The 19,325-nt window shown below is 38.2% G+C and carries 13 protein-coding genes and 1 pseudogene; 10 read left to right on the top strand and 4 right to left on the bottom strand.

The genetic code is table 11. The features are described 5' to 3' along the window. Nucleotide 1: 1 nt before the first annotated feature. Complete coding sequence (locus BTR_RS11400; RefSeq protein ID WP_012232580.1) at nt 2-700, bottom strand: TlpA family protein disulfide reductase; 699 nt, start codon at nt 698-700, stop codon at nt 2-4. A 33-nt stretch (nt 701-733) separates the two neighbouring features. Between BTR_RS11400 and argH the strand changes: the two genes are divergently transcribed. The 5 genes from argH to BTR_RS11375 all read left to right on the top strand — a co-directional run bounded on the left by argH (nt 734) and on the right by BTR_RS11375 (nt 7,176). Continuing rightward, nucleotides 734-2,134: an argininosuccinate lyase gene (argH, locus tag BTR_RS11395; RefSeq protein WP_012232579.1), complete on the top strand. Its 1,401-nt coding sequence runs from the start codon at nt 734-736 to the stop codon at nt 2,132-2,134. 51 nt (nt 2,135-2,185) lie between these two features. Then, nucleotides 2,186-2,368 carry an LPS translocon maturation chaperone LptM gene (gene lptM, locus BTR_RS11390; RefSeq protein WP_012232578.1) on the top strand — a complete coding sequence of 61 codons (183 nt, stop codon included), beginning with the start codon at nt 2,186-2,188 and terminating at the stop codon, nt 2,366-2,368. Nucleotides 2,369-2,377: 9 nt separating this feature from the next. After that, the gene (lysA, locus tag BTR_RS11385; RefSeq protein WP_012232577.1) at nt 2,378-3,652 is read left to right on the top strand and encodes a diaminopimelate decarboxylase; all 1,275 of its coding nucleotides are present in this window, start codon (nt 2,378-2,380) and stop codon (nt 3,650-3,652) included. A 116-nt stretch (nt 3,653-3,768) separates the two neighbouring features. Next, complete coding sequence (locus tag BTR_RS11380) at nt 3,769-6,180, top strand: TIGR02302 family protein (protein WP_038474775.1); 2,412 nt, start codon at nt 3,769-3,771, stop codon at nt 6,178-6,180. 225 nt (nt 6,181-6,405) lie between these two features. Continuing rightward, nucleotides 6,406-7,176 carry a class I SAM-dependent methyltransferase gene (locus BTR_RS11375; protein ID WP_012232575.1) on the top strand — a complete coding sequence of 257 codons (771 nt, stop codon included), beginning with the start codon at nt 6,406-6,408 and terminating at the stop codon, nt 7,174-7,176. A gap of 1,277 nt (nt 7,177-8,453) precedes the next feature. On the opposite strand, the gene BTR_RS11370 is transcribed toward BTR_RS11375, so the two are convergent. The 3 genes from BTR_RS11370 to tsaD all read right to left on the bottom strand — a co-directional run bounded on the left by BTR_RS11370 (nt 8,454) and on the right by tsaD (nt 12,232). Continuing rightward, nucleotides 8,454-9,134: a response regulator transcription factor gene (locus BTR_RS11370; RefSeq protein ID WP_012232574.1), complete on the bottom strand. Its 681-nt coding sequence runs from the start codon at nt 9,132-9,134 to the stop codon at nt 8,454-8,456. 896 nt (nt 9,135-10,030) lie between these two features. Then, nucleotides 10,031-10,459 carry an EVE domain-containing protein gene (locus tag BTR_RS11360; protein WP_012232573.1) on the bottom strand — a complete coding sequence of 143 codons (429 nt, stop codon included), beginning with the start codon at nt 10,457-10,459 and terminating at the stop codon, nt 10,031-10,033. Nucleotides 10,460-11,137: 678 nt separating this feature from the next. After that, the gene (gene tsaD, locus BTR_RS11355; RefSeq protein ID WP_012232572.1) at nt 11,138-12,232 is read right to left on the bottom strand and encodes a tRNA (adenosine(37)-N6)-threonylcarbamoyltransferase complex transferase subunit TsaD; all 1,095 of its coding nucleotides are present in this window, start codon (nt 12,230-12,232) and stop codon (nt 11,138-11,140) included. A 376-nt stretch (nt 12,233-12,608) separates the two neighbouring features. Here tsaD and BTR_RS11350 point away from each other — a divergent pair, with 376 nt between their 5' ends. The 5 genes and pseudogenes from BTR_RS11350 to BTR_RS13880 form a co-directional block, all read left to right on the top strand. Beyond that, nucleotides 12,609-13,793, top strand: coding sequence for a COG4223 family protein (locus BTR_RS11350; RefSeq protein ID WP_012232571.1), 1,185 nt, complete (start codon nt 12,609-12,611; stop codon nt 13,791-13,793). Between the two features lie 11 nt (nt 13,794-13,804). Further along, a complete protein-coding gene (locus BTR_RS11345) occupies nt 13,805-15,367 on the top strand; it encodes a heme biosynthesis protein HemY (protein ID WP_012232570.1) in 1,563 nt (520 codons plus the stop codon). Nucleotides 15,368-15,526: 159 nt separating this feature from the next. Continuing rightward, nucleotides 15,527-16,273, top strand: coding sequence for a glutamine amidotransferase (locus BTR_RS11340; protein WP_012232569.1), 747 nt, complete (start codon nt 15,527-15,529; stop codon nt 16,271-16,273). A gap of 936 nt (nt 16,274-17,209) precedes the next feature. Then, the gene (locus BTR_RS11335) at nt 17,210-18,196 is read left to right on the top strand and encodes a DUF2125 domain-containing protein (protein ID WP_012232568.1); all 987 of its coding nucleotides are present in this window, start codon (nt 17,210-17,212) and stop codon (nt 18,194-18,196) included. Between the two features lie 205 nt (nt 18,197-18,401). Then, a pseudogene (locus tag BTR_RS13880) lies at nt 18,402-19,023 on the top strand (integrase); the annotation flags it as partial. Nucleotides 19,024-19,325: the final 302 nt, after the last annotated feature.

Below are 19,325 nucleotides of genomic sequence, written 5' to 3'. Positions count from 1 at the left end.
GTTATTGCGCTTCTTTTATGACAGCTTTTATAAGTGCTTTGGCATCGTTATTGGCCCATGGTGCTGCCCCATTATAGGAAGCAATGAGATAACCATTTTTATCAATGAGAAGTGTGACGGGGAGTCCTAAAGCAAGTCCTTGTTTTCTCATGTCGTTGAAGATATTCATGGTTTCATCGCGATAGTAGATTAAATTATCAGCATGAATATTTTGCAAAAATTGTTGAATTTTTTCAGGAGAGGCGGCTTTATCGATATTAATCGCTATGACATCGAAGTTTTTTCCACCTAGTTCGCGTTTTAATTGTGCCAGTTCAGGCATTTCTGTGCGGCAGGGTACGCACCAGATAGCCCATAGATTGAGTAGTATCGACTTTCCGTTAAATTCCGCGAGTGTATGGTCTTTTCCTTGAATATCCTTAAAAGAGAGAGAGTTCATATCTAAGGGTGTATCAATAAATCGCATGTGAGCAAAAAAGCCTGTTGCGGCTTTTTGGAGCGTCATCATTTTTTTGTCTTGTATTTTTTCGGTATTTTCTTTTGAAATAAAGTTAGTAGAAAAATAGGCACTCTTGTCATGATGATTTTTTATTGCGTATAAACTGATACCAACTAAGATAATGGCAACAAAAAAGGATGTTATGAAAATCTTCCACTTTTTGTTTTTTTTCTTTGAGTTATTAAAACTTTGAGGAATCATGGCTTTTATCCTTTTTATCGGTGCTTTTAAACTATGACAGATGAGACGTTAAAGAACCAAATGTGGGGTGGGCGGTTTATCGCAGGACCTGCTGCAGTTATGGAAGAAATTAACGCCTCAATTGATGTTGATCAAAAACTCTATCGGCAAGATATTGAAGGTTCGCTCTCTCACGCTGCGATGTTAGCGCAAACAAAGATTATTTTACAGTCTGATTATGAAAAAATTTCTCATGGTTTAAAAATTATTTTACAAGAAATTGAAGAGGGAGACTTTGTTTTTTCACGAAATCTTGAAGATATTCATATGAATATTGAAGCGCGATTGAGTGCGTTGATTGGTCCTGTTGCTGGGCGTTTGCATACGGCGCGTTCACGCAATGATCAAGTGGCTGTTGATTTTCGGTTGTGGGTGCGTGAGACATTGCAGAAAATAGCACAAGCTTTAAAACAATTGATAAAGCAACTGCTTATTCTTGCAGAACAACATGTCAAGACCTATATGCCAGGTTTTACACATTTACAATTAGCGCAACCCGTAACATTGGGCCATTATATGATGGCTTATGTTGAAATGTTTGGTCGAGATTTATCGCGGATGCGTGATGCTAGTGAGCGAATGAATGAGTCGCCTTTAGGTGCTGCGGCTTTGGCAGGAACAAGTTTTCCGATTGATCGCTTTATGACAGCACAAGCGCTAGGTTTTCGGGAACCTACGCGCAATTCAATTGATAGTGTTTCTGATCGTGATTTTGCATTGGAGTTTTTAAGCGCTGGTGCTCTTTGTGCCATGCATCTTTCGCGTTTAGCAGAAGAAATCATTCTTTGGTCAAGTGAGCAGTTTCGTTTTATTTATTTATCCGATGCTTTTTCAACAGGTTCATCTATTATGCCCCAAAAGAGAAATCCTGATGCGGCAGAGTTAGTACGAGCGAAAACAGGTCGATTGAATGGGGCACTTATGGGATTGTTAACGGTGATGAAAGGATTACCGCTTGCTTATTCAAAGGATATGCAAGAAGATAAAGAATATGTGTTTGATGGGGCTTTGAGTTTGGAGTTATCATTAGCAGCCATGACAGGGATGATTGCTGATTTGGAAGTGAATAAAAAAGCCATGAAACAAGCAGCGGATTTAGGGTATGCAACAGCGACGGATTTTGCCGATTGGCTTGTTCGCGAACTAGGAATTCCTTTTCGTGAAGCGCATCATATGACAGGGCAAGCTATGGCATTGGCAGAAAAAAAACAGTGTCGCCTTCAGGATTTATCATTAGATGAACTTCAAGCAATTTGTCCTGATATCAATGCGACACTTTTTGATGTTTTGACCGTTGAAAAATCTGTTGAAAGTCGTAAAAGCTTTGGGGGAACAGCCTCTTCAGAAGTTCTTCGGCAAATCGCATATTGGAAAAAGCGTCTTGTGAGCGCTTGAGTGATTGTATTTTAAAGGTAAAAAAGAAATCAAGATGAAGAAAGAGGACAGATGAAAATTATAATAAAAGGGTTGATGATTGTCCTTTTGGGGGGCTTAGGTGTCGTTGGCTGTGGGCGTAAAGGGTCATTGGAGGCACCTCCTCTTACAAGTGTGGAAAAGTCTATGCAGGGAACATCTGCTGCTAAAAGTGAAGATGATCAACCTTTTATTCTTGATCGTTTGATAAAGTAGGAGGAAAGTGTGAATTTTTTTCCCTACCATCAAGGCATGCTTCATGCTGAAGGTTGTTCACTTACTGATCTTGCGCAGGAGGTGGGAACTCCTTTTTATTGTTATTCAGCTAATGCATTAGTCACACGTTTTAAGGATTATCAAAAGGCATTTCAAGGAATGCCTACTCTGATTGCTTATGCGGTTAAAGCTAATTCTAATCAAGCAATTTTACGGCTTTTAGCGGCAAATGGGGCGGGAGCTGATGTGGTTTCAGAAGGAGAATTACGGCGAGCCCTTGCTGTTGGTATTCCGGCGCATCGTATTGTTTATTCTGGTGTTGGTAAAACTGTGAGAGAGATAGATTTTGCTCTTTCTCAGAATATTTATTGTTTTAATGTTGAATCAGAACCGGAGCTTGAACAGTTGTCGCAACGTGCTGTTGCATTATCAAAAACAGCACGTGTTTCATTGCGCATTAATCCAGATGTTGATGCAAAGACTCATAAGAAAATTACAACAGGAAAATCTGAAAATAAGTTTGGTATTCCATTGTTTTTGGCAAGAGAGGCTTATAAAAAAGCTGCCTCTTTACCTGGATTGCAGGTTTGCGGTATCGATATGCATATTGGCAGTCAAATTTGTGATTTAAAGCCGTTTGAAGAGGCTTTTCTTCTTATTGCAGATTGTGTGCGTCAATTGTGGAGCGATGGTTGTGCAATAACGCATATAGATATTGGCGGCGGGCTTGGTATTGCCTATGGTTGTGAACAACATACTTTACCTTCCCCTTTTGATTATGCCGCGCTGGTAAAGAAACATATTGCTCCTTTAGGGATTGATATTGTTGTGGAGCCGGGACGGAGCATCGTGGGGCAAGCTGGTGTGTTGGTAACCTCTGTTCTCTATTTAAAAAAGGGACAAGGGCGGAATTTTGTTATTGTAGATGCGGCGATGAATGATCTGATGCGTCCAACACTTTATGATGCTTGGCAGAATGTTGTCCTTGTGAAACAAGCAGCAAAAGACGCCCCCCTTATTCGTGCTGATATTGTGGGTTCCGTTTGTGAGACTGGTGATTATTTAGCATTAGATCGTTGTTTACCGATTTTGGCACCTGGTGATCTTTTGGCAATTACGCAAGCGGGGGCTTATGGTGCTGTGATGGCGAGTACTTATAATAGTCGACTTTTGATCCCTGAAGTTCTCGTTCAAGATACGCGTTATGCGGTTATTCGTCCACGTCTTGATTATGCGCAATTGATGGAATGTGATCATATTCCTGATTGGGTTGAGCATTCTTAAATGTGTTTGGTCTTATTTTTACTAAACTTTGATGAAACAATTTATTTTCTGGAAATTGTCTTGTATGGGTTTTATGATCTTAATACATCACGGTAAAAGGGGAAAAATGCTTGTTTATAAAAAATAAAAACATCAAGAGCTTTGCAATGAAGCTTTTGTGTGTACGCATTTTGACGTGGGGGATCCTTTTATTTGAACGGGTATGGATACGGTTGTTGCCACTTCTCCTTGTTCTTAGTCTCTTTTGTTCGCTTAGCTGGTTGGGGATTTTTGGCGTTTTAGGCTATTGGTCCCATTGGCTCTTACTTGGGGTGTTGCTTGTTTGTGCTGGAGCGAGTTTATTTTTTCTTATTGGTTTTCGGTTTCCTACAATGCGGGACGTGGATCATCGTCTTGAACGGGTTAATGGTCTTAAACACCAGCCTTTGAATATTCAGACAGATCATGTATGTTTTGAAAATGAGGAAGATTTTAGTGCTGTTATTTGGCGTGAACATCAACGCCGAATGGCGAAGCAATTAGTTCATTTAAAAACTGGATTTATCTCGCTGAATAGTGCGGCTTATGATCCTTTGGCTTTGAGAGCTTTGTGTGTTCTCCTTTTTGTGTGTGCTTTTAGCTTTTCTTTTGGTTCACGAGGGGGCCGTTTAGCTGATGCTTTTGATTTTCGTCCTGTTGTTGATGAAAAATTTATGCGGATTGATGCTTGGGTTACACCCCCTGCTTATACCGGTGTTGCACCGATTTATTTGACAAAAGATGAGAAGACACAACTAGAAATTCCTGAAGGGAGTAATGTGGTGGTGCGTGTTGTTAATGGGGCTGGTGTTACAGTCAAAGCAAAAACTGTAGAAGATGGGCAGAAAGTTTCGTTTTCAGAGAAAAATGAAAATTCAATCGTTCATTTTGAAACCCATTTAGAGTGTTCAATGGATTTGTTTGTATCATCACGTCGTAAAAAACAGCAGTGGCATTTGCAGATGATTAAAGACGCTTTTCCAACAATTGATTGGCTGGAAAAACCAGGGCGGATTTTAACAGGGTCGTTAGAGCTGCGGTATGAATTGGATGATGATTATGGTGTGACGAACGCTTTTGTTGAAATAGAGCCTCTCTTTCAGAATAAAAATGCTTCTTCTCTTTATAAGGCACCAGAAATCAAGCTTCTTCTTCCACGGGGTGGAAAGGGTAAAATGCGGACGGTATATGATGTATCAGCGCATCCATGGGCGGGTTCGCAGGTTAAAATTACTTTGGTGGCAGAAGATGGTGCAGGGCAGAAAGGGCGTAGCAAAACTTTTATTATGATATTACCGCAGCGTATTTTTTCAAATCCTGTTGCGCGTGCTGTGAGTGAATTGCGTCGTTTACTTGCTCTTGATGTGTCTGCGAAAGAGCGTGTATTGGATATGCTTTCTGCTTTGCTGGTGCGTCCAGAAAAGGGACTTCAAAATACAGCGCATTTTCTCGTTTTACAAAGTGCGTGGACAAGGCTTTCTTTGGCACAAACAGAAGAAGATTTGCGCGATGTTGTGGATTATTTATGGCAGATTGCTTTAGGTATTGAAGGCAATCAGCTTGAATCTGTGCAGAAAAATTTAAAACAAGCACAAGCTGCTTTACGGGATGCACTACGATATGGTGCTCCAGCAGCAGAAATCGAACGGCTTATGGCAGATTTACGTCAAGCTATGGATGCGTATATTCAAGCTTTGGCTGAAAAAGCACCAGATAGTCAAGTTTCTAAAAATTCTAAAAGCTTAAAAAGTCCTAATCTTTCTGAAGATACATTACAAGAAAAGCTGAATCTCATTGAGGAAATGGCTAAAACCGGCTCTTCTCTAGCAGCGGAACAACTCTTGGCAGAAATTGAACAGACGCTTGATCATTTGCAGGTGCAAAAAGGCAATCAAAATGAGAGAGAAAAAAGTCAATCTGCACAAATGAAAGAAAAGATGGACCAACTTGGAGATTTAATGCGTCGTCAGCAAGAAATTCTCAATGAAACACATCAGTTAGAGATGGGACAAAAACGTGGGGAACATATACCGGAAAAACAAAAAGAATCCTTAAAAAAACGCCAAATTGAATTGCAGTCTGAATTATCAACATTAGAAAAAGAATTATCAGAACAAGGATTTGAAACAGGTGATGCCTTGAAAAAGGCGGAAGAAAAAATGAATTCTGCAGAAAATGCTCTTGATCATGGAAATCATCGAGCATCGATACAAAATCAGTCTGATGCTTTGGAAGCTTTGCGGCAAGGTGCCCAAAGTGTTTTGAAAAAAATGCGTGAAGCTCTCAAAGAAACAGGAAATGATCAAAATGCTGATTCTGGTCCGAAAGATCCGTTAGGACGTCCACTTTCTTCAAAAACAGATGAAGGACAAGAAGGCGAGGTACTCCCACAAGAAAGTGATCAAATGCGTACGCGACAAATTTTGGATGAAATTCGTAAACGCCTTGGTAAGGAACATATTCCAGAAGTAGAAAAAAACTATCTCGAAAGGTTGCTTCATTTTAATTAACCAATTGTTGGTTTTTTTCTTAATTGATGTCAGAAACCGCATGTGAGAAACCTCTATGGAGTTCACCTCAAAAGAAAATAATTAAAGCGCTTGTAACGCAATAATCATCCTGTTGCGCTGCTTTTTTTGATCATTTAAGTTTAAAATGTGAAATATTAAAATGTTCGCTATTGCGGAGAAAGAGTAGAAGTCCATATAGGTTTAGTATATGAAAACCTGTAATATTTGAAATTTGTTTCTACGTGGTATGCTGAGTTGGATATCGTCACACTGAAAGATTTTTATGCTTCTGCACTTGGACTGCGTGTTCAAAAGACACTGTGTGACCAATTGAATTTGTGGTGGCCTAATCTTACGGATAAACGGGTTATGGGGTTGGGGTATACCCTTCCTTATCTTTCTGCATTACGTGAACGTACCCAACAATGTTTTGCTTTTATGCCAGCTAGACAAGGTGCTTCGTCTTGGCCTTGCGTTGAGCAAGTTGCTACAGCGCTTGTTTTTGAAGAAGATTTGCCGCTTCCTGATGCATCAGTTGATTGTATTTTATTGGTCCATGCATTAGAATATACAGAGAATTCATTTGAAACGTTGAATGAAATATGGCGGGTTTTAGCCCCCAATGGGCACTTGATTGTTATTGTTCCTAATCGCTCTGGCTTTTGGGCGCGCAATACGACTACGCCCTTTGGTTATGGCGAACCCTATACTCGGCAACAGATTGCTCGTTTGTTTGAAAAAACAAATTTTGTTTCTGAGCCAATAGAAGAAATTGTCCATTATATGCCCTCTACAGGTTATGTTTCGCGATTGTTCTCATTTTTTTATGAGCCGTTTGCACACCATCTTTTTCCTTATTTTGGTGGGCTCTTAATCTGTCAGGCACAAAAACGTGTTTATCAGGGGGTGCTCGTACAGCGTCGTCAGTCGCGACGTATTTTTATTCCTGCTTTATCTCCACAGACAAGAAATATTTTAATTTATAAAGATCATTAATCATTTTGCCTTGGCATAAGAACCGCAAATTTATGAGGCTTCTTTCAAACTTTCGTATTTACAATCAAAAATATTTATTTGCACATTATACGTGGAACTAGCTAAGTGAATATAAAATCTTAAGTGTCAATATAGCGAATCATCTTTAATGAATTGTAGCAAATATTCTAGGTGAGAAAAATGCTGGGCTCTTCGTAAGTGTAAAAATGGTTGGTGCCCGATGGGATTTTTGCATTATGGTTTATGAACAAATACCGTGAAATAGATTTTGCAGAAAGATGAAATGTTTCTTTAAAGGAAAGAATATTCTTTCAATGGTTTTCTATAGCCTTATAATGAAAAGTCAAAAGGTTTTATAAAAATAGCTGCCTTATCTCTACGGTGTATAGGACTTTAAGGCACTTTGGATAAGATAAAAGTTCTGTTTATAATATTAAATCATTTTTCACTTATGAGAAGGTTATTTTTGAAAATACGCTATGTTTTTTAATGGGGTTTTGTTGTATAAGATAATATATTGATTTGTAATGATAATTTTTATTGTTCAACTTGAATTAGCTTCCTGAATATCGTAAGATTCTCTTATATTGAATCGAATAAAATCATTTGCTTGTACATTACAAGCGGGTGTCATGTAGTTAAAAATTGGACAAGAAAGGACATGCTTCTTATGGACTTCTCCCAAGGGCTGTAGGGTTGTCGCAACATTTTAGAGCAGGCCCAAGTGTGTGATGGTGCTGGCTTACTCTTTTCTTAAGCATAAAGATGGTGGGGGCTCAATGGTTTTCTTTATTGTTGGGATAAACATATCATATAATTCATTATCCTGTCTTTTAAGAGGAGATAAGTAAAGGAGGGAGGAAAAATATAAAAATACCTCTCAATTTAGGCGAGTAAATGTGAAATAAAGCAATGCGTGAAGCGGTATCTTTAAAAAATAATCATCAATATCAATGTGCTAAAGAAGATGGTTACGATAAAGAATGTTGCTAAAAAATAGTACAATTATTTGTATGCGAAATATATTTAAAATTTTAACGAGAGCAAAAAAATATGAAGCAGCAGTTGCCGAGTATATCGTAAAAAACAGTTCTGTTGCGGGTTTTCGTGTTGGAATATTTTCATGATATTTTTTTGTATTGTGTCATAAGAGTGCTGATAAGGAAAGTTCTATACGGGAGCACCCAAATTGCATGTCAGCGTCCCTTTCATCTCGTTTTTGTTTTGATACAAAGAAAGATTGAAGATATTAAATTTTTGAAACGATCCATATCAAATTAGAGATTTAAACGGTAACCATTTTGATCTGTCATAAGAATTTGTGCATTGGAGGGATCATTTTCGATTTTTTGTCGTAAACGATAGATATGGGTTTCTAGAGTATGGGTGATAACGTTTTCATTATAACCCCAAACTTGTTCTAACAATGTTTCACGGCTGACAATTTTATCATTAGCATAATAGAGGCATTTGAGAATTGCTGCTTCTTTTTCTGTGAGATAGATTTTATTGTTGCATTTATCAAGAAGGAGTTTGTGTCTTAGTGTAAAAGTATAGGGACCAATATGCAAGGTTGCATCTTCATTTTGTTCATATTGGCGCAACTGTGCTCGAATTCGCGCTAATAACACCGCAAAGCGAAAGGGTTTTGTCACATAATCATTGGCGCCTGTTTCAAGATCTAAAATGGTATCGCAGTCTGTATCATTATTCGTTATCATGATAATGGGAGCACGAAATCCTTGGGTGCGTAATTGTTTAACGGCTTTGCGACCATCAAGATCAGGAAGTTCAAGTCCCAAAATAGCAAGATCAATATTTTCTTCTTGGACTATTTTCATTCCCCCTTCAGCTGTTTTTGTTTGGAAAATTTCAAATTCTTGATGCATTTGCAATTGTTCTACCAAAATGGGGCGCAGATCATCATCTTCAACAATTAAAAGAGTATAGTTGTTCATGTTTTTCCTTATAGGCATGTTAATGCACGGATTGGTAAAGAGTAGTTTCATGAAAAATGAGCTTTCATGCAAGAAAAATTAAAAGAGGAAAATTAAAAAAGAGAGTCTCTAAAAACTGAACTTTTATGATTTTTGTGGTTGCTTGCTAAAAAGAAGATGGAACGTTGTGCGCAGAATATTTATACATTGATTGGAAGCGTTGTTTTATACTCTGGGGTGTGTTTTTTCCATTATCCATTACCATCTTTACGCTTATATTATAGAGCAACAAGCCAATACCATCATATACTTGGGTCTGTTCTAAAATGTTGCTATACTCTTGTATTTGAGAATTTTTATAAGAGGCATGTTTTTGATCCACGCAGGCTTTTCTGTTTTTAACGTGCAAAGGACATGATTTTGATTGATGCAATATGGAACAGATTTGGAATGAGAGAAATCTACTGTATGAGGGCGCTCTCATACAACATGCAAAACAATAAACACTCTTTATAAATCAAAATGATGCGTTTTTTAGTGTGAAGAGAACTGTGCAACACTTAGCATATAGGCACTGTTGAGGAGAATCTCACGGTCATTTTTATTGTTTTTTTATCTACGTTCAGGTTTGTTTTTTCATCGCATTTGTATGCGAAATGATCGGTGTCGTGCTCGTGGTGTTGTTCATTATAATCGCTGAGTAAGCCTTCCCTTGAGCCATGCTGAAAAGATGTATCATGAACAGAGTGTTTGTGCAATTTTTGGGGGAAATTGTATTGAAAAAGAGTGTAGAATAAAAAATAACAAGGAAAAATATATTAGCGTGAGAACACGCTGAGGGATGCGTTGTGCTTGTTCTTCTGCGTTATGAGGGATTTTTCCTATGCGTTAATGAATAAAAGACTATTGTTTTAAGATCAAAGCATTTCTTTCTTAAGGTTACCCATCAAACAGACTTCTTTCCATTCATCTTCTGTCACGGGTTGTACTGATAAGCGGCTGGCATTGACGAGCACCATATTGGCCAGTTTGGGATTAGCTTTAATTTGTTTTAATGAAACAGGTGTTGGCATGTCACAAAGTGCACGGATATCCACACATTCCCAACGTGGATCAGAGCTTGTAGAATCAGGGTGTGCTTCAGCACATATTTCGACAATGCCTACAATTTCTAAACCTTTATTTGAGTGATAAAAAAAACCCTTATCGCCATATTTCATGGCGCGCATATTATTACGGGCTTGATAATTGCGGACACCATCCCATTGTTCGCCACCCGCTCCTTTTTTCTTTTGCATCTCCCATGACCATTTATGAGGTTCAGATTTAAAAAGCCAATAAGCCATACGTTCACCTTTTTCATAGACTGTTATGTATTCATCATGTCAATTTTTTTTATAAGCATCTTTGTAACATCATCAATGATGATTTTCAAAGTGGCGTAAAGAACGGGCATTATCTATTTTTTGTTTCAAAATAATTTATAATAGAGGAATATGATTCAATTGATAATATTGTATTTTTCTTATCTTTTAGCAGAAAAATACATCAATGTATCGAAGCATAGACTTGCTGAGCCATGGAGGCTTTATCATCTTTTCGGCTATAATTTGGACCACAGTCATGAGAGGCGCATTACATTGGAAAAAACTTAGAAAGAAAATTAATTCTGAAAAGTTACTACAATGGCCGTGAAACAAATAGATGATCAAAAGTGAAGATGTCAAAAGATGGTTTCATATTATGCTTTGATGGGGTAGGGTTCGTCTTATGATGCCATAAAATACTGTTATTTGAAGTGTGGTGATATAAGGTCGTTTTCCCTTGAAAAATGAAGTTCTTTTAGAATATGTGGCCGATATTTAAGTTTGCGTATCGCGATTTTTGTTCAGTGAATCGTGTGAAATGATAAGCAGATAAAATTGTTTGCAGGTGGGAAATTGATTCAATAATGATCTGGATTGTTTACAGACAGGATTGAGTGAAAATCTTCGTTCTTTGAAAGGTGAGGGAAATCAATTTTCTTATGCTTTTGTTCCACGGCGTCCCATTCCAATCAAGGGTATGGCTTTTTCATCTAATGGCCAGCGTGAGCGAGGAGCAATATCAAGAGAGCTTGTTTCTCCTTGTGCGAGCTTTTGTGCACCGGCAAAAGCAATCATTGCTGCATTATCGGTACACAAGGAAAGAGGAGGGGCTATAAATTCAAAACCATGTTGATGGGCAAGTTCTTGCAATGTAGAGCGAAGTGCTTGGTTTGCGGCAACGCCGCCCGCAACAACTAAAGCAGGAGAATGCTTTTCTTGATCATGAGAGAGAGGATATTGGTGGGTAAAGTGTTGTAGAGCCAAGTGAACACGATCACGCACTGTATCGGTCACGGCGGCTTGAAAACTTGCTGCAATGTCAGCAACATCATTTTCTGTAAGAGGCGCTATGGCTGTTGCGGCTTGTCGAACGGCCGTTTTGAGTCCTGAAAAAGAAAAATCTAATCGTTTTTCACCTTTTAAAGGTCGTGGAAGAGGGATACGATTTTTATCACCCAATAAAGCTGCTTTTTCAAGTGCTGGTCCACCAGGATAAGGAAGACCTAAAAGTTTGGCAGTTTTATCAAAGGCTTCTCCTAATGCATCATCAATGGTGGTACCTAAACGCTGATAGTTGCCTACTCCATGAACAAGGATTGTTTGTGTATGCCCCCCTGAAACTAAAAGTAACAAATAAGGAAACTTGACATTGTGTGTTAACACAGCTGTTAAAGCATGTCCCTCTAAGTGATTGACGGCAATAAATGGTTTTCCAGTGGCAAGAGAGAGTGCTTTTGCGCTCATAACGCCTACCAATAGCCCCCCTATCAAACCGGGGCCACTGGTGGCTGCAATGCCATCAATATCTTTTAATTTTGTGTTTGCTTCTGTGAGGGCTTGCAGAATTAAATGATCAAGAATTTCAACATGGGCACGAGCAGCAATTTCAGGAACAACACCGCCGTAAGGTGCATGATGATCAATTTGACTCCAAACAATATTGGAAAGAATTCGGCTGCTTGATTCATTGTTGTATTCAATGACAGCCGCTGCTGTTTCATCACAACTTGTTTCTATTCCCAACAGACGCATTTTAAACAAAACCTTATTTTGAAGCTTCTTTCCTGCGTGCGTACCATGAACAGAAAAAGATGCAAAGTATTTCTCTTTAAGAATTGAGTTTTCTATGAGAGAATGATTTTCTTTGAATTTTATGGCATTGTTGATTAAAAAATGAAGCTGTATTCTTGAGTATAAAATTAAGATGTGTTTTTAAAAACTTGTCTATTAAAGTTTATCATTGTAAATATTACTGAGAAAAATGCGATTTAGAAAATTTCTATAAAGTTATACTCTTTGTAAAAAGAGTGTAAAGCAAACAAAGATATTTGAGAAAAGCCTCATTTTTAAAACTTTTTTCATTTTATTATTTTATCATTAAAAAAAGTGTGCACAAAAAGTGACAGAGATGGTCGATTCTTCAAAACCAAAAGTTAAATCACATTATGCTGGTACGCGCCGTAAGAAGCCAGCTATTGAACATGAAGCTGTTTCCCATGATTCAGAGGAAAAAACACACAATTCTGTAGAATCTCATGCACGAGAAAAACAGAATATGCAAGGTCAGGATAAAAGTACTTCTCGTACGGCTTGGCTTTTGTTGTCCCTTTCAGGGATTTTAGGGGGACTCATTGCTTTGGGAATTTTTGTGGGGCTTCAATGGGTGGGTTTGTTTTCTTCTCCTTTTGTGGAAAATTCTGTTGGTGGGGAAAAGGTTTTGCAAGTCGCTGAAGCTGCAAAAAGCCAAGGTGACGAAATAAGAGAACAATTGGAGCGAGTGTTTCAAGAAATCGATGCATTAAAAACAGAATTTTCTTCTTTTTCATCACAACAGTTTAAAACAATGAAAAATGATGAACTATCGCAAGAAGAAAGCAGAAAAGCTTTTGCGATTTTAGAAGAAAAAGTAAAAGCTCTTGAAGAGGCTGTACAAACACTTGTTGGCGAGTCAAAAGAGATAGAAGCGGCTTTGTCCGTCGGGCAGAGCAATGCAAATGATCTTGCTTCGTTAAAAAAACAGTTGGAAGCATTCCAGGAAGAAATTATTGTTAAAAATAGTGAGAAAAAAGAAATAAATACGGCACTTTTTACAGCGATCAGTTCGTTAAAAAATGCTGTAGAGCGGGGTGGATCTTATAACAATGAATTAAAGCTGTTACAGCAATTATCCCCCTCGATTGATGGACTTGATGTATTGCAAAAAACAGCTACTGTAGGTCTTCCAAGTTCGGTACAACTTTCAGTTGATTTTTCTCATGTTGCCGATGCAATTGTTGGTACGCAAAATATTGCTGCGCCAGATGCTGGTTTTTTTGACCGAATTTTAGCGTGGATAAAAGGGCTCGTTGTTTCACGACCGATTGGAAATGTTGAAGGGATGACGCTGGGGGCTATTGCAGCGCGCATGGAAGTTGCTATTCAAGCTGGTGATTATGAAAAGGCTTTGAGCGAATGGCAGTCATTGCCCCAAAGTGCAAAAGATGTTTCAAAGGATTTTGTTCAGAAGCTTGAAAGACACATTGCTATTCAACAGTTGCTGCAGCAATTGTTGTTGTCGGTGCAACAAGGGTCTTTTAAGGCAACAAAGATGTAAATAGGCTCCAGATGATACGTGTTTTTATTTATACTTTTGTTGTTTGTATCCTTGGATTAGCTTTCGTGTGGGTTGCTAATCACAATGGTGTTTTTGTTCTTACATTTTTGCACTTCAGATTTTCTGCTTCATTGCTTACAGTGTTAAGTGTGCTTACGTTGCTTTTTGTAACGCTGGTGCTTTTATGGTGGTTATTGTCTTTCTTTTTTTCCATACCGAGTGCTCTTTCCAATTATTTTTATAAACGCCAACGAAAGCGCGGTTATGAAGCTCTTTCAAAGGGGATTCTTGCAACTTTTGCTGGTGATAGTATGGTTGCACAAAAAATGGAGGCACGGGTTGCTAAATATCTTGCAGGAAAACAAGAACCGTTGGTAAAATTCTTAAAAGCACAAATTTTGTCATTACAAAATAACTCTGTTCGTGCCATCAGCCTTTATGAGGAGATGAGAAAGGAAGATCCAACAAAGCTAGTGGGACTTTACGGTTTATTTCGTGAAGCGATGAAGAGTAAGGCTTATGAGGCAGCACAACAATATGCAGAAGAGGCACTGACTTTATCGCCGGCACTTTTATGGGCGCATCAGGCGGTGCTTGATCGGTTGGGTGCTGAGGGTAAATGGGATAAGGCACTTACTGTTTTTGAAAGAGCGCAAAAAGCTCTCCCGCGTTCTGTTCGTTCGACTCCAGAGCGGCAGCATATCCAGGTTTTATTGTTAAGTGGGCAGGCACTTCACCTGTTTGAGACACATCCTGTACAAGCACGTGAAGCCATTTTGAAAGCCCATAAATTGGCGCCTGATTTTGTTCCAATAACAATTATAGCGGCTGATATTCTTTATAAATTAAATGAAACGCGTAAAGCGGACAAAATGATTATAGCGGCTTGGCAGAAGGAACCTCATCCTGATTTGGGGACACTTTATATTGAAAGAGAAGAAGGAGCTATTGGACGATTGAAAAGGGCTAAGACACTTGCTTCTTATAATAAAGATGTATTTGAGTCGGCTTTCCTTATTTCCAAAGCTGCTTTGGATGCTGGTGAAACGATACTAGCAAGAGAGCAGGCACAAAAAGCATTGCAGTATCATCCACGGGAAAGTGTTTATTTATTATTGGCAGATATTGAAGAGGCACAGGGAAACAATCAAGGGGCTGTACGTCAATGGCTTTCCTTAGCACTTCGTGCTGAACGTGATCCTGTATGGATGTGTGAGGGGTCCATTTTTTCTTCTTGGTCAGCTGTTTCTCCAATCAGTGGACGTTTGGGCTGTTTTGAATGGAAAGCGCCTCCCCGTCTACCTTCTCTTACATTAGAGGCAGTCAATATTGTGCCAAAAAAGCAAGATAAAGAGGACGTTGTGGAAGAAAGTGAGGGTGTTGAGGATAAGAAGCTTGAAAAATTAACGCCTATAGACGATTCTTTTTTGCATAATGCGCAGGTGGAGAAACAAGATATAAAAGAACAAGATGCGAAAACATTCAGCCAAATTCATTTAAACGTTGATGATCCAGGGGTTAAAACAGAAGAAGAAGGAACGTCTTTATCAAGGAAAAAATTTCGTTTATTTTAAATTGCATCAATAGGATAATTTGAGTGTTTTCTCAGAAGAAACAATGAATGTAGAAGAAAAAAACTTATTGTTAATCTTGTCCGATAAAATTATTCTCTTATGCTTGATATAATTAAAAAAATGAAGTTTTGCTTGGTTGCAGAGGTGATTGGTTAGAAAATGTTTTTAAATCAGAGATGTCTTGATAAAAAGCAAAAAAATAGCAAAGCAAGGATTGCTGTCGTTATTCATCGGCGGTCTACCTATACTGGTCGTCTGGGAAAATTTTTACAACAAAATGGTTTTGTTCTTGATGTTTATCGTCCCATTTTTGGACAAAAACTCCCTGATACATTAGAGCATTATGCCGGTGTTGTTATTTTAGGGGGACCGATGAGTGTGAATGACAGCGAAGCTTATATTGCTGAGGAAATTGATTGGATTTCTTTATCGCTAAAGGAAAATAAGCCTTTTTTGGGTATTTGTCTGGGAGCACAAATGTTAGCGCGAAATTTAGGGGCACGCGTTGGTACAAGAAGTGATGGGACTGTTGAAGTGGGCTGGTATCCGCTAGAAGTAACCCCACAAGGGAAGGAATTGATGAATTGGCCAGAAATGGTCTATCATTTTCATGATGAGGGTATTTATGATTTACCAAAAGAGGCAATGCTTTTGGCAACAGGGAATACATATCCTACGCAAGCGTTCCGTTATGGAAACAATGCATGGGGTTTGCAATTTCATGCTGAATTTACACGCGCTATGATGCGGCGTTTGTTGGTGCGTTCGGCACATAAATTGACCGAAAAAGGCGCTCAACCTGCTTGTGCACATTTAAAAGGGCGTTTAATCTATGATCGAGCTTTAAGCCAATGGTTTGAAGGTGCATTACGACAGATCTTCTGTACGCCGACCGCACTTGTGTGAGTGTGCACTTATTCTTAAATGGATCATGACCTTCACGTAAAACAGAACGTCATTTTATTGTATCATTACGGGCTTGTTTTAAAGAGACATCTCTCAAAGCGCACCCAAGCACATTTTACGGCGCTGACTATGAATAGTATAACGATAAAGCTCCCATGGATAATATAAAATCTATAGAGCATCGCCATCTTTACGCTTGTGAAGGAGTAAGCCGGCACCATCACACACTATTACTATTTAGCCCCCAATATTGCGACATTCCTTCAGCCATTGAGATGGGGTTCATAAGAGGCATTTTTTCCTTTCTTGTACAATTTTATCCATATGGTTCGCTCCGCTTTTGACGTGCAAGCAAATGGTTTTGATTGATTCAACATAAACTGGGTTTGAAATGAGAAAATCTTACGATATTTGAGACTCCCATTTAATATGCAAAACAGGGATTTATCATTATAAATCAAAACTTTGCCATTGTCATTTTGTTGTACAGTAAAATAGTGTTGTTTAAAGTTAAAGAGAGAATACTCATGTAAGCCTTTACATATAAGGTGTTTTTTGTTAAAGGTCCTTCTTTAAGAAAATCTTGCTTCTTGAGTTGATGAGATGTTGTATTTTAGGGTGGTGAATTGTGGACACCATGAAGTGGTCAGAAAATAAAACCCTATAGATTAAGAAGCTAGATTGTTCATAGATTGTTGAATGTTAAAAATCTTTATCCTTTTTAGGGTGGGGTGAAAATCAAAAGATAAAGAAAGTTTTAAAGTTGTCTACATCCTCTCAAGTACCATCATCACAAAAAAGTTTTTCTTTGCGCTATTTATTTTGTGGGCTGTTTTGTCTTGCTTTGGTCCTTATTTATAGTGCTTTCTGGTTTTTTTTTCACGTAAAATAGAGAACTATGTTTCTGATATATCCGCAAAAGCATCTTCCGGTAATATGGCGGCGGTGTGTGAGAATGTGCGTAAGAATGGTTATCCTTTACGTATCGGTGTTGTTTGTGACAAGTTTCAATTTTCCTGGCCTTTATATGGGGTTTCTTTATCGACGGGGCGTTTGACGGCTGGTGCACCAATTTATGCTCCTCATGTAGTCGAGTTTAATATTGATTCTCCTGCATCAATCATGTTTTCTGATAAAACTTCCATAGTATCTCGTTGGCGCAATTTGGTGATTGAAACAGAGCCTTATTGGAAAACAGGTCAGACATTGAAGTTTATCGCTGAAGGGCTTGAATTTTCTCCTCTTTCCTCTTCGTTTGAGGATCAAAAGCTTCAAGAAGCAGTGGGATCACAAACGGCAGATAAAAAGACAACACAACAAAGTGTTGAAGATCAGACATCTTTGCAAGATACTCCTGATGTGGCTGTTCAGAAGTTAGAGCCAAAAGATGTCTCTCAAAAAATAACGGCAGAATTTTTGCGTCTTGATCTTAAACGTGAAAAGAATCATTTTTCAGGAAATATGACTTTTGACGGTTTTGATGTTTCTCCAATTTTTATATCTTCTTTTGTTGAAGTTCCAAAAATTGATGGCAATTTGAAATGGATTTTAAATGATGTTTCTCTTTTATCTGAAAATGAAGGAAAAAATTGGAGACAGCATCTCTATGGAAAAAGTGGCATTTTAAAACATGGTGAATTGGCTTTTCATACAGGTGGTGGGATGCATGTCAGTGGACCTTTTTCTTTTGATGATGAAGGATATTTGACAGCAAAATTTGAACTCGTCTGTATACAGCACATGAAATTTCTTGAGACTTTGCAACACTTGTTTCCTGAAGAAGCGGATAATTTTCAAGCGTTATTTTTTATTTTGAGTACACTTCCTAAAAATGCAGATGGCGCTCCCGTTCTTTCCTTGACTGTTAGCCATGGCTGGGTAAAACTGGGATTTTTAGAGCTTGGTCGTCTTGATCCACTTTAGGTTTGAGAAGAAATTGGCAAGAGCGTCTGTATGGCAAGATATGGATTGATAAAAAGTGTTCACTGTTTTGCATGTTGAATGAGAATCTTGAATATCATAAAATTTTCTCGTTTCAAGTCTGCTTATCTTGAATCAACCAAAACCACTCCCTTGCGCGTCACAAATGGAAAAGCCATGCGGATTATTCGTCAAGAAAGAACTAAAAATACCTCTTATGAATCGTCTCAATGGTTCAAGGGTTATCGGCAACATTAGGGGTTGGCAAATAACAATGGTGTGATGGTGCCGGCGCACTCCTTTATAAGCGTAAAGATGGTGGTTGCTTAATGGACATTATACCATTCACAGGCGTTGGCACAAAATGGACTTGGGTGCACTTTAAGAGATGTCTCTTTAAAACAAGCCCGTAAATATGCAACGCAGTATATTTTGTTTGGGGCGATTTGTTTTACGTGAAAGTCGTGACCCTCTCAAAAAAACGTGATAAACAAAAGCGTGAGGGAATAAGAAATCCCCATTATTTTAAAAGACATTGCTCTAGAGGCTTTTGAAACCTGTAAAGTTGAATTAAAAAATGAGGGTAAGAGTGGGAATAGGTTATAGCTTTAAAATTTCACATTCTATCTAAATTAGGTTGTCTCGCTGTTTCAGAGATTAGCCAAACAGAGATACGTAATATTCCCCCTCCAATTTAGCGTATAAAAGTTGAGATAGCTCGTAAAACACTGAACCGTTTTTAATATTTATCTCAAATATGCTTCTGCATAAGGATTGAATGTTGATTTGCAAGCAATAGAAAAGCACGCACCCTCTTAGGAAAAAGTCGACTTTTAAAAAAAGATGGATTGGTTTCACATAGGTGGTGGGTTGCGTATTAGTGGGCTTTTTTTATGATAGAGCGAGCATATTGCCTATATCTGTGTGGGTAATCTTCTGATAGGTAAACAGCCTAATTGGAGGAGAATATGAAGTCATAAAGGGGGAAATCAACGCCCATTTTTATGGTCATTTTTTAATTTAATTGTACGTTTTTAAAACTATTTACAGCTATGTATTTTAAATAATGGATGATACATACGTTTTTGTTTTTTCTGTTCTTTAATGGGGGCATGCCCTCCACGTACAACAA

The organism is Bartonella tribocorum CIP 105476 (assembly GCF_000196435.1).
In the GTDB taxonomy this organism is placed as follows: domain Bacteria; phylum Pseudomonadota; class Alphaproteobacteria; order Rhizobiales; family Rhizobiaceae; genus Bartonella; species Bartonella tribocorum.
This window is presented reverse-complemented; position numbering and strand designations above follow the sequence as displayed.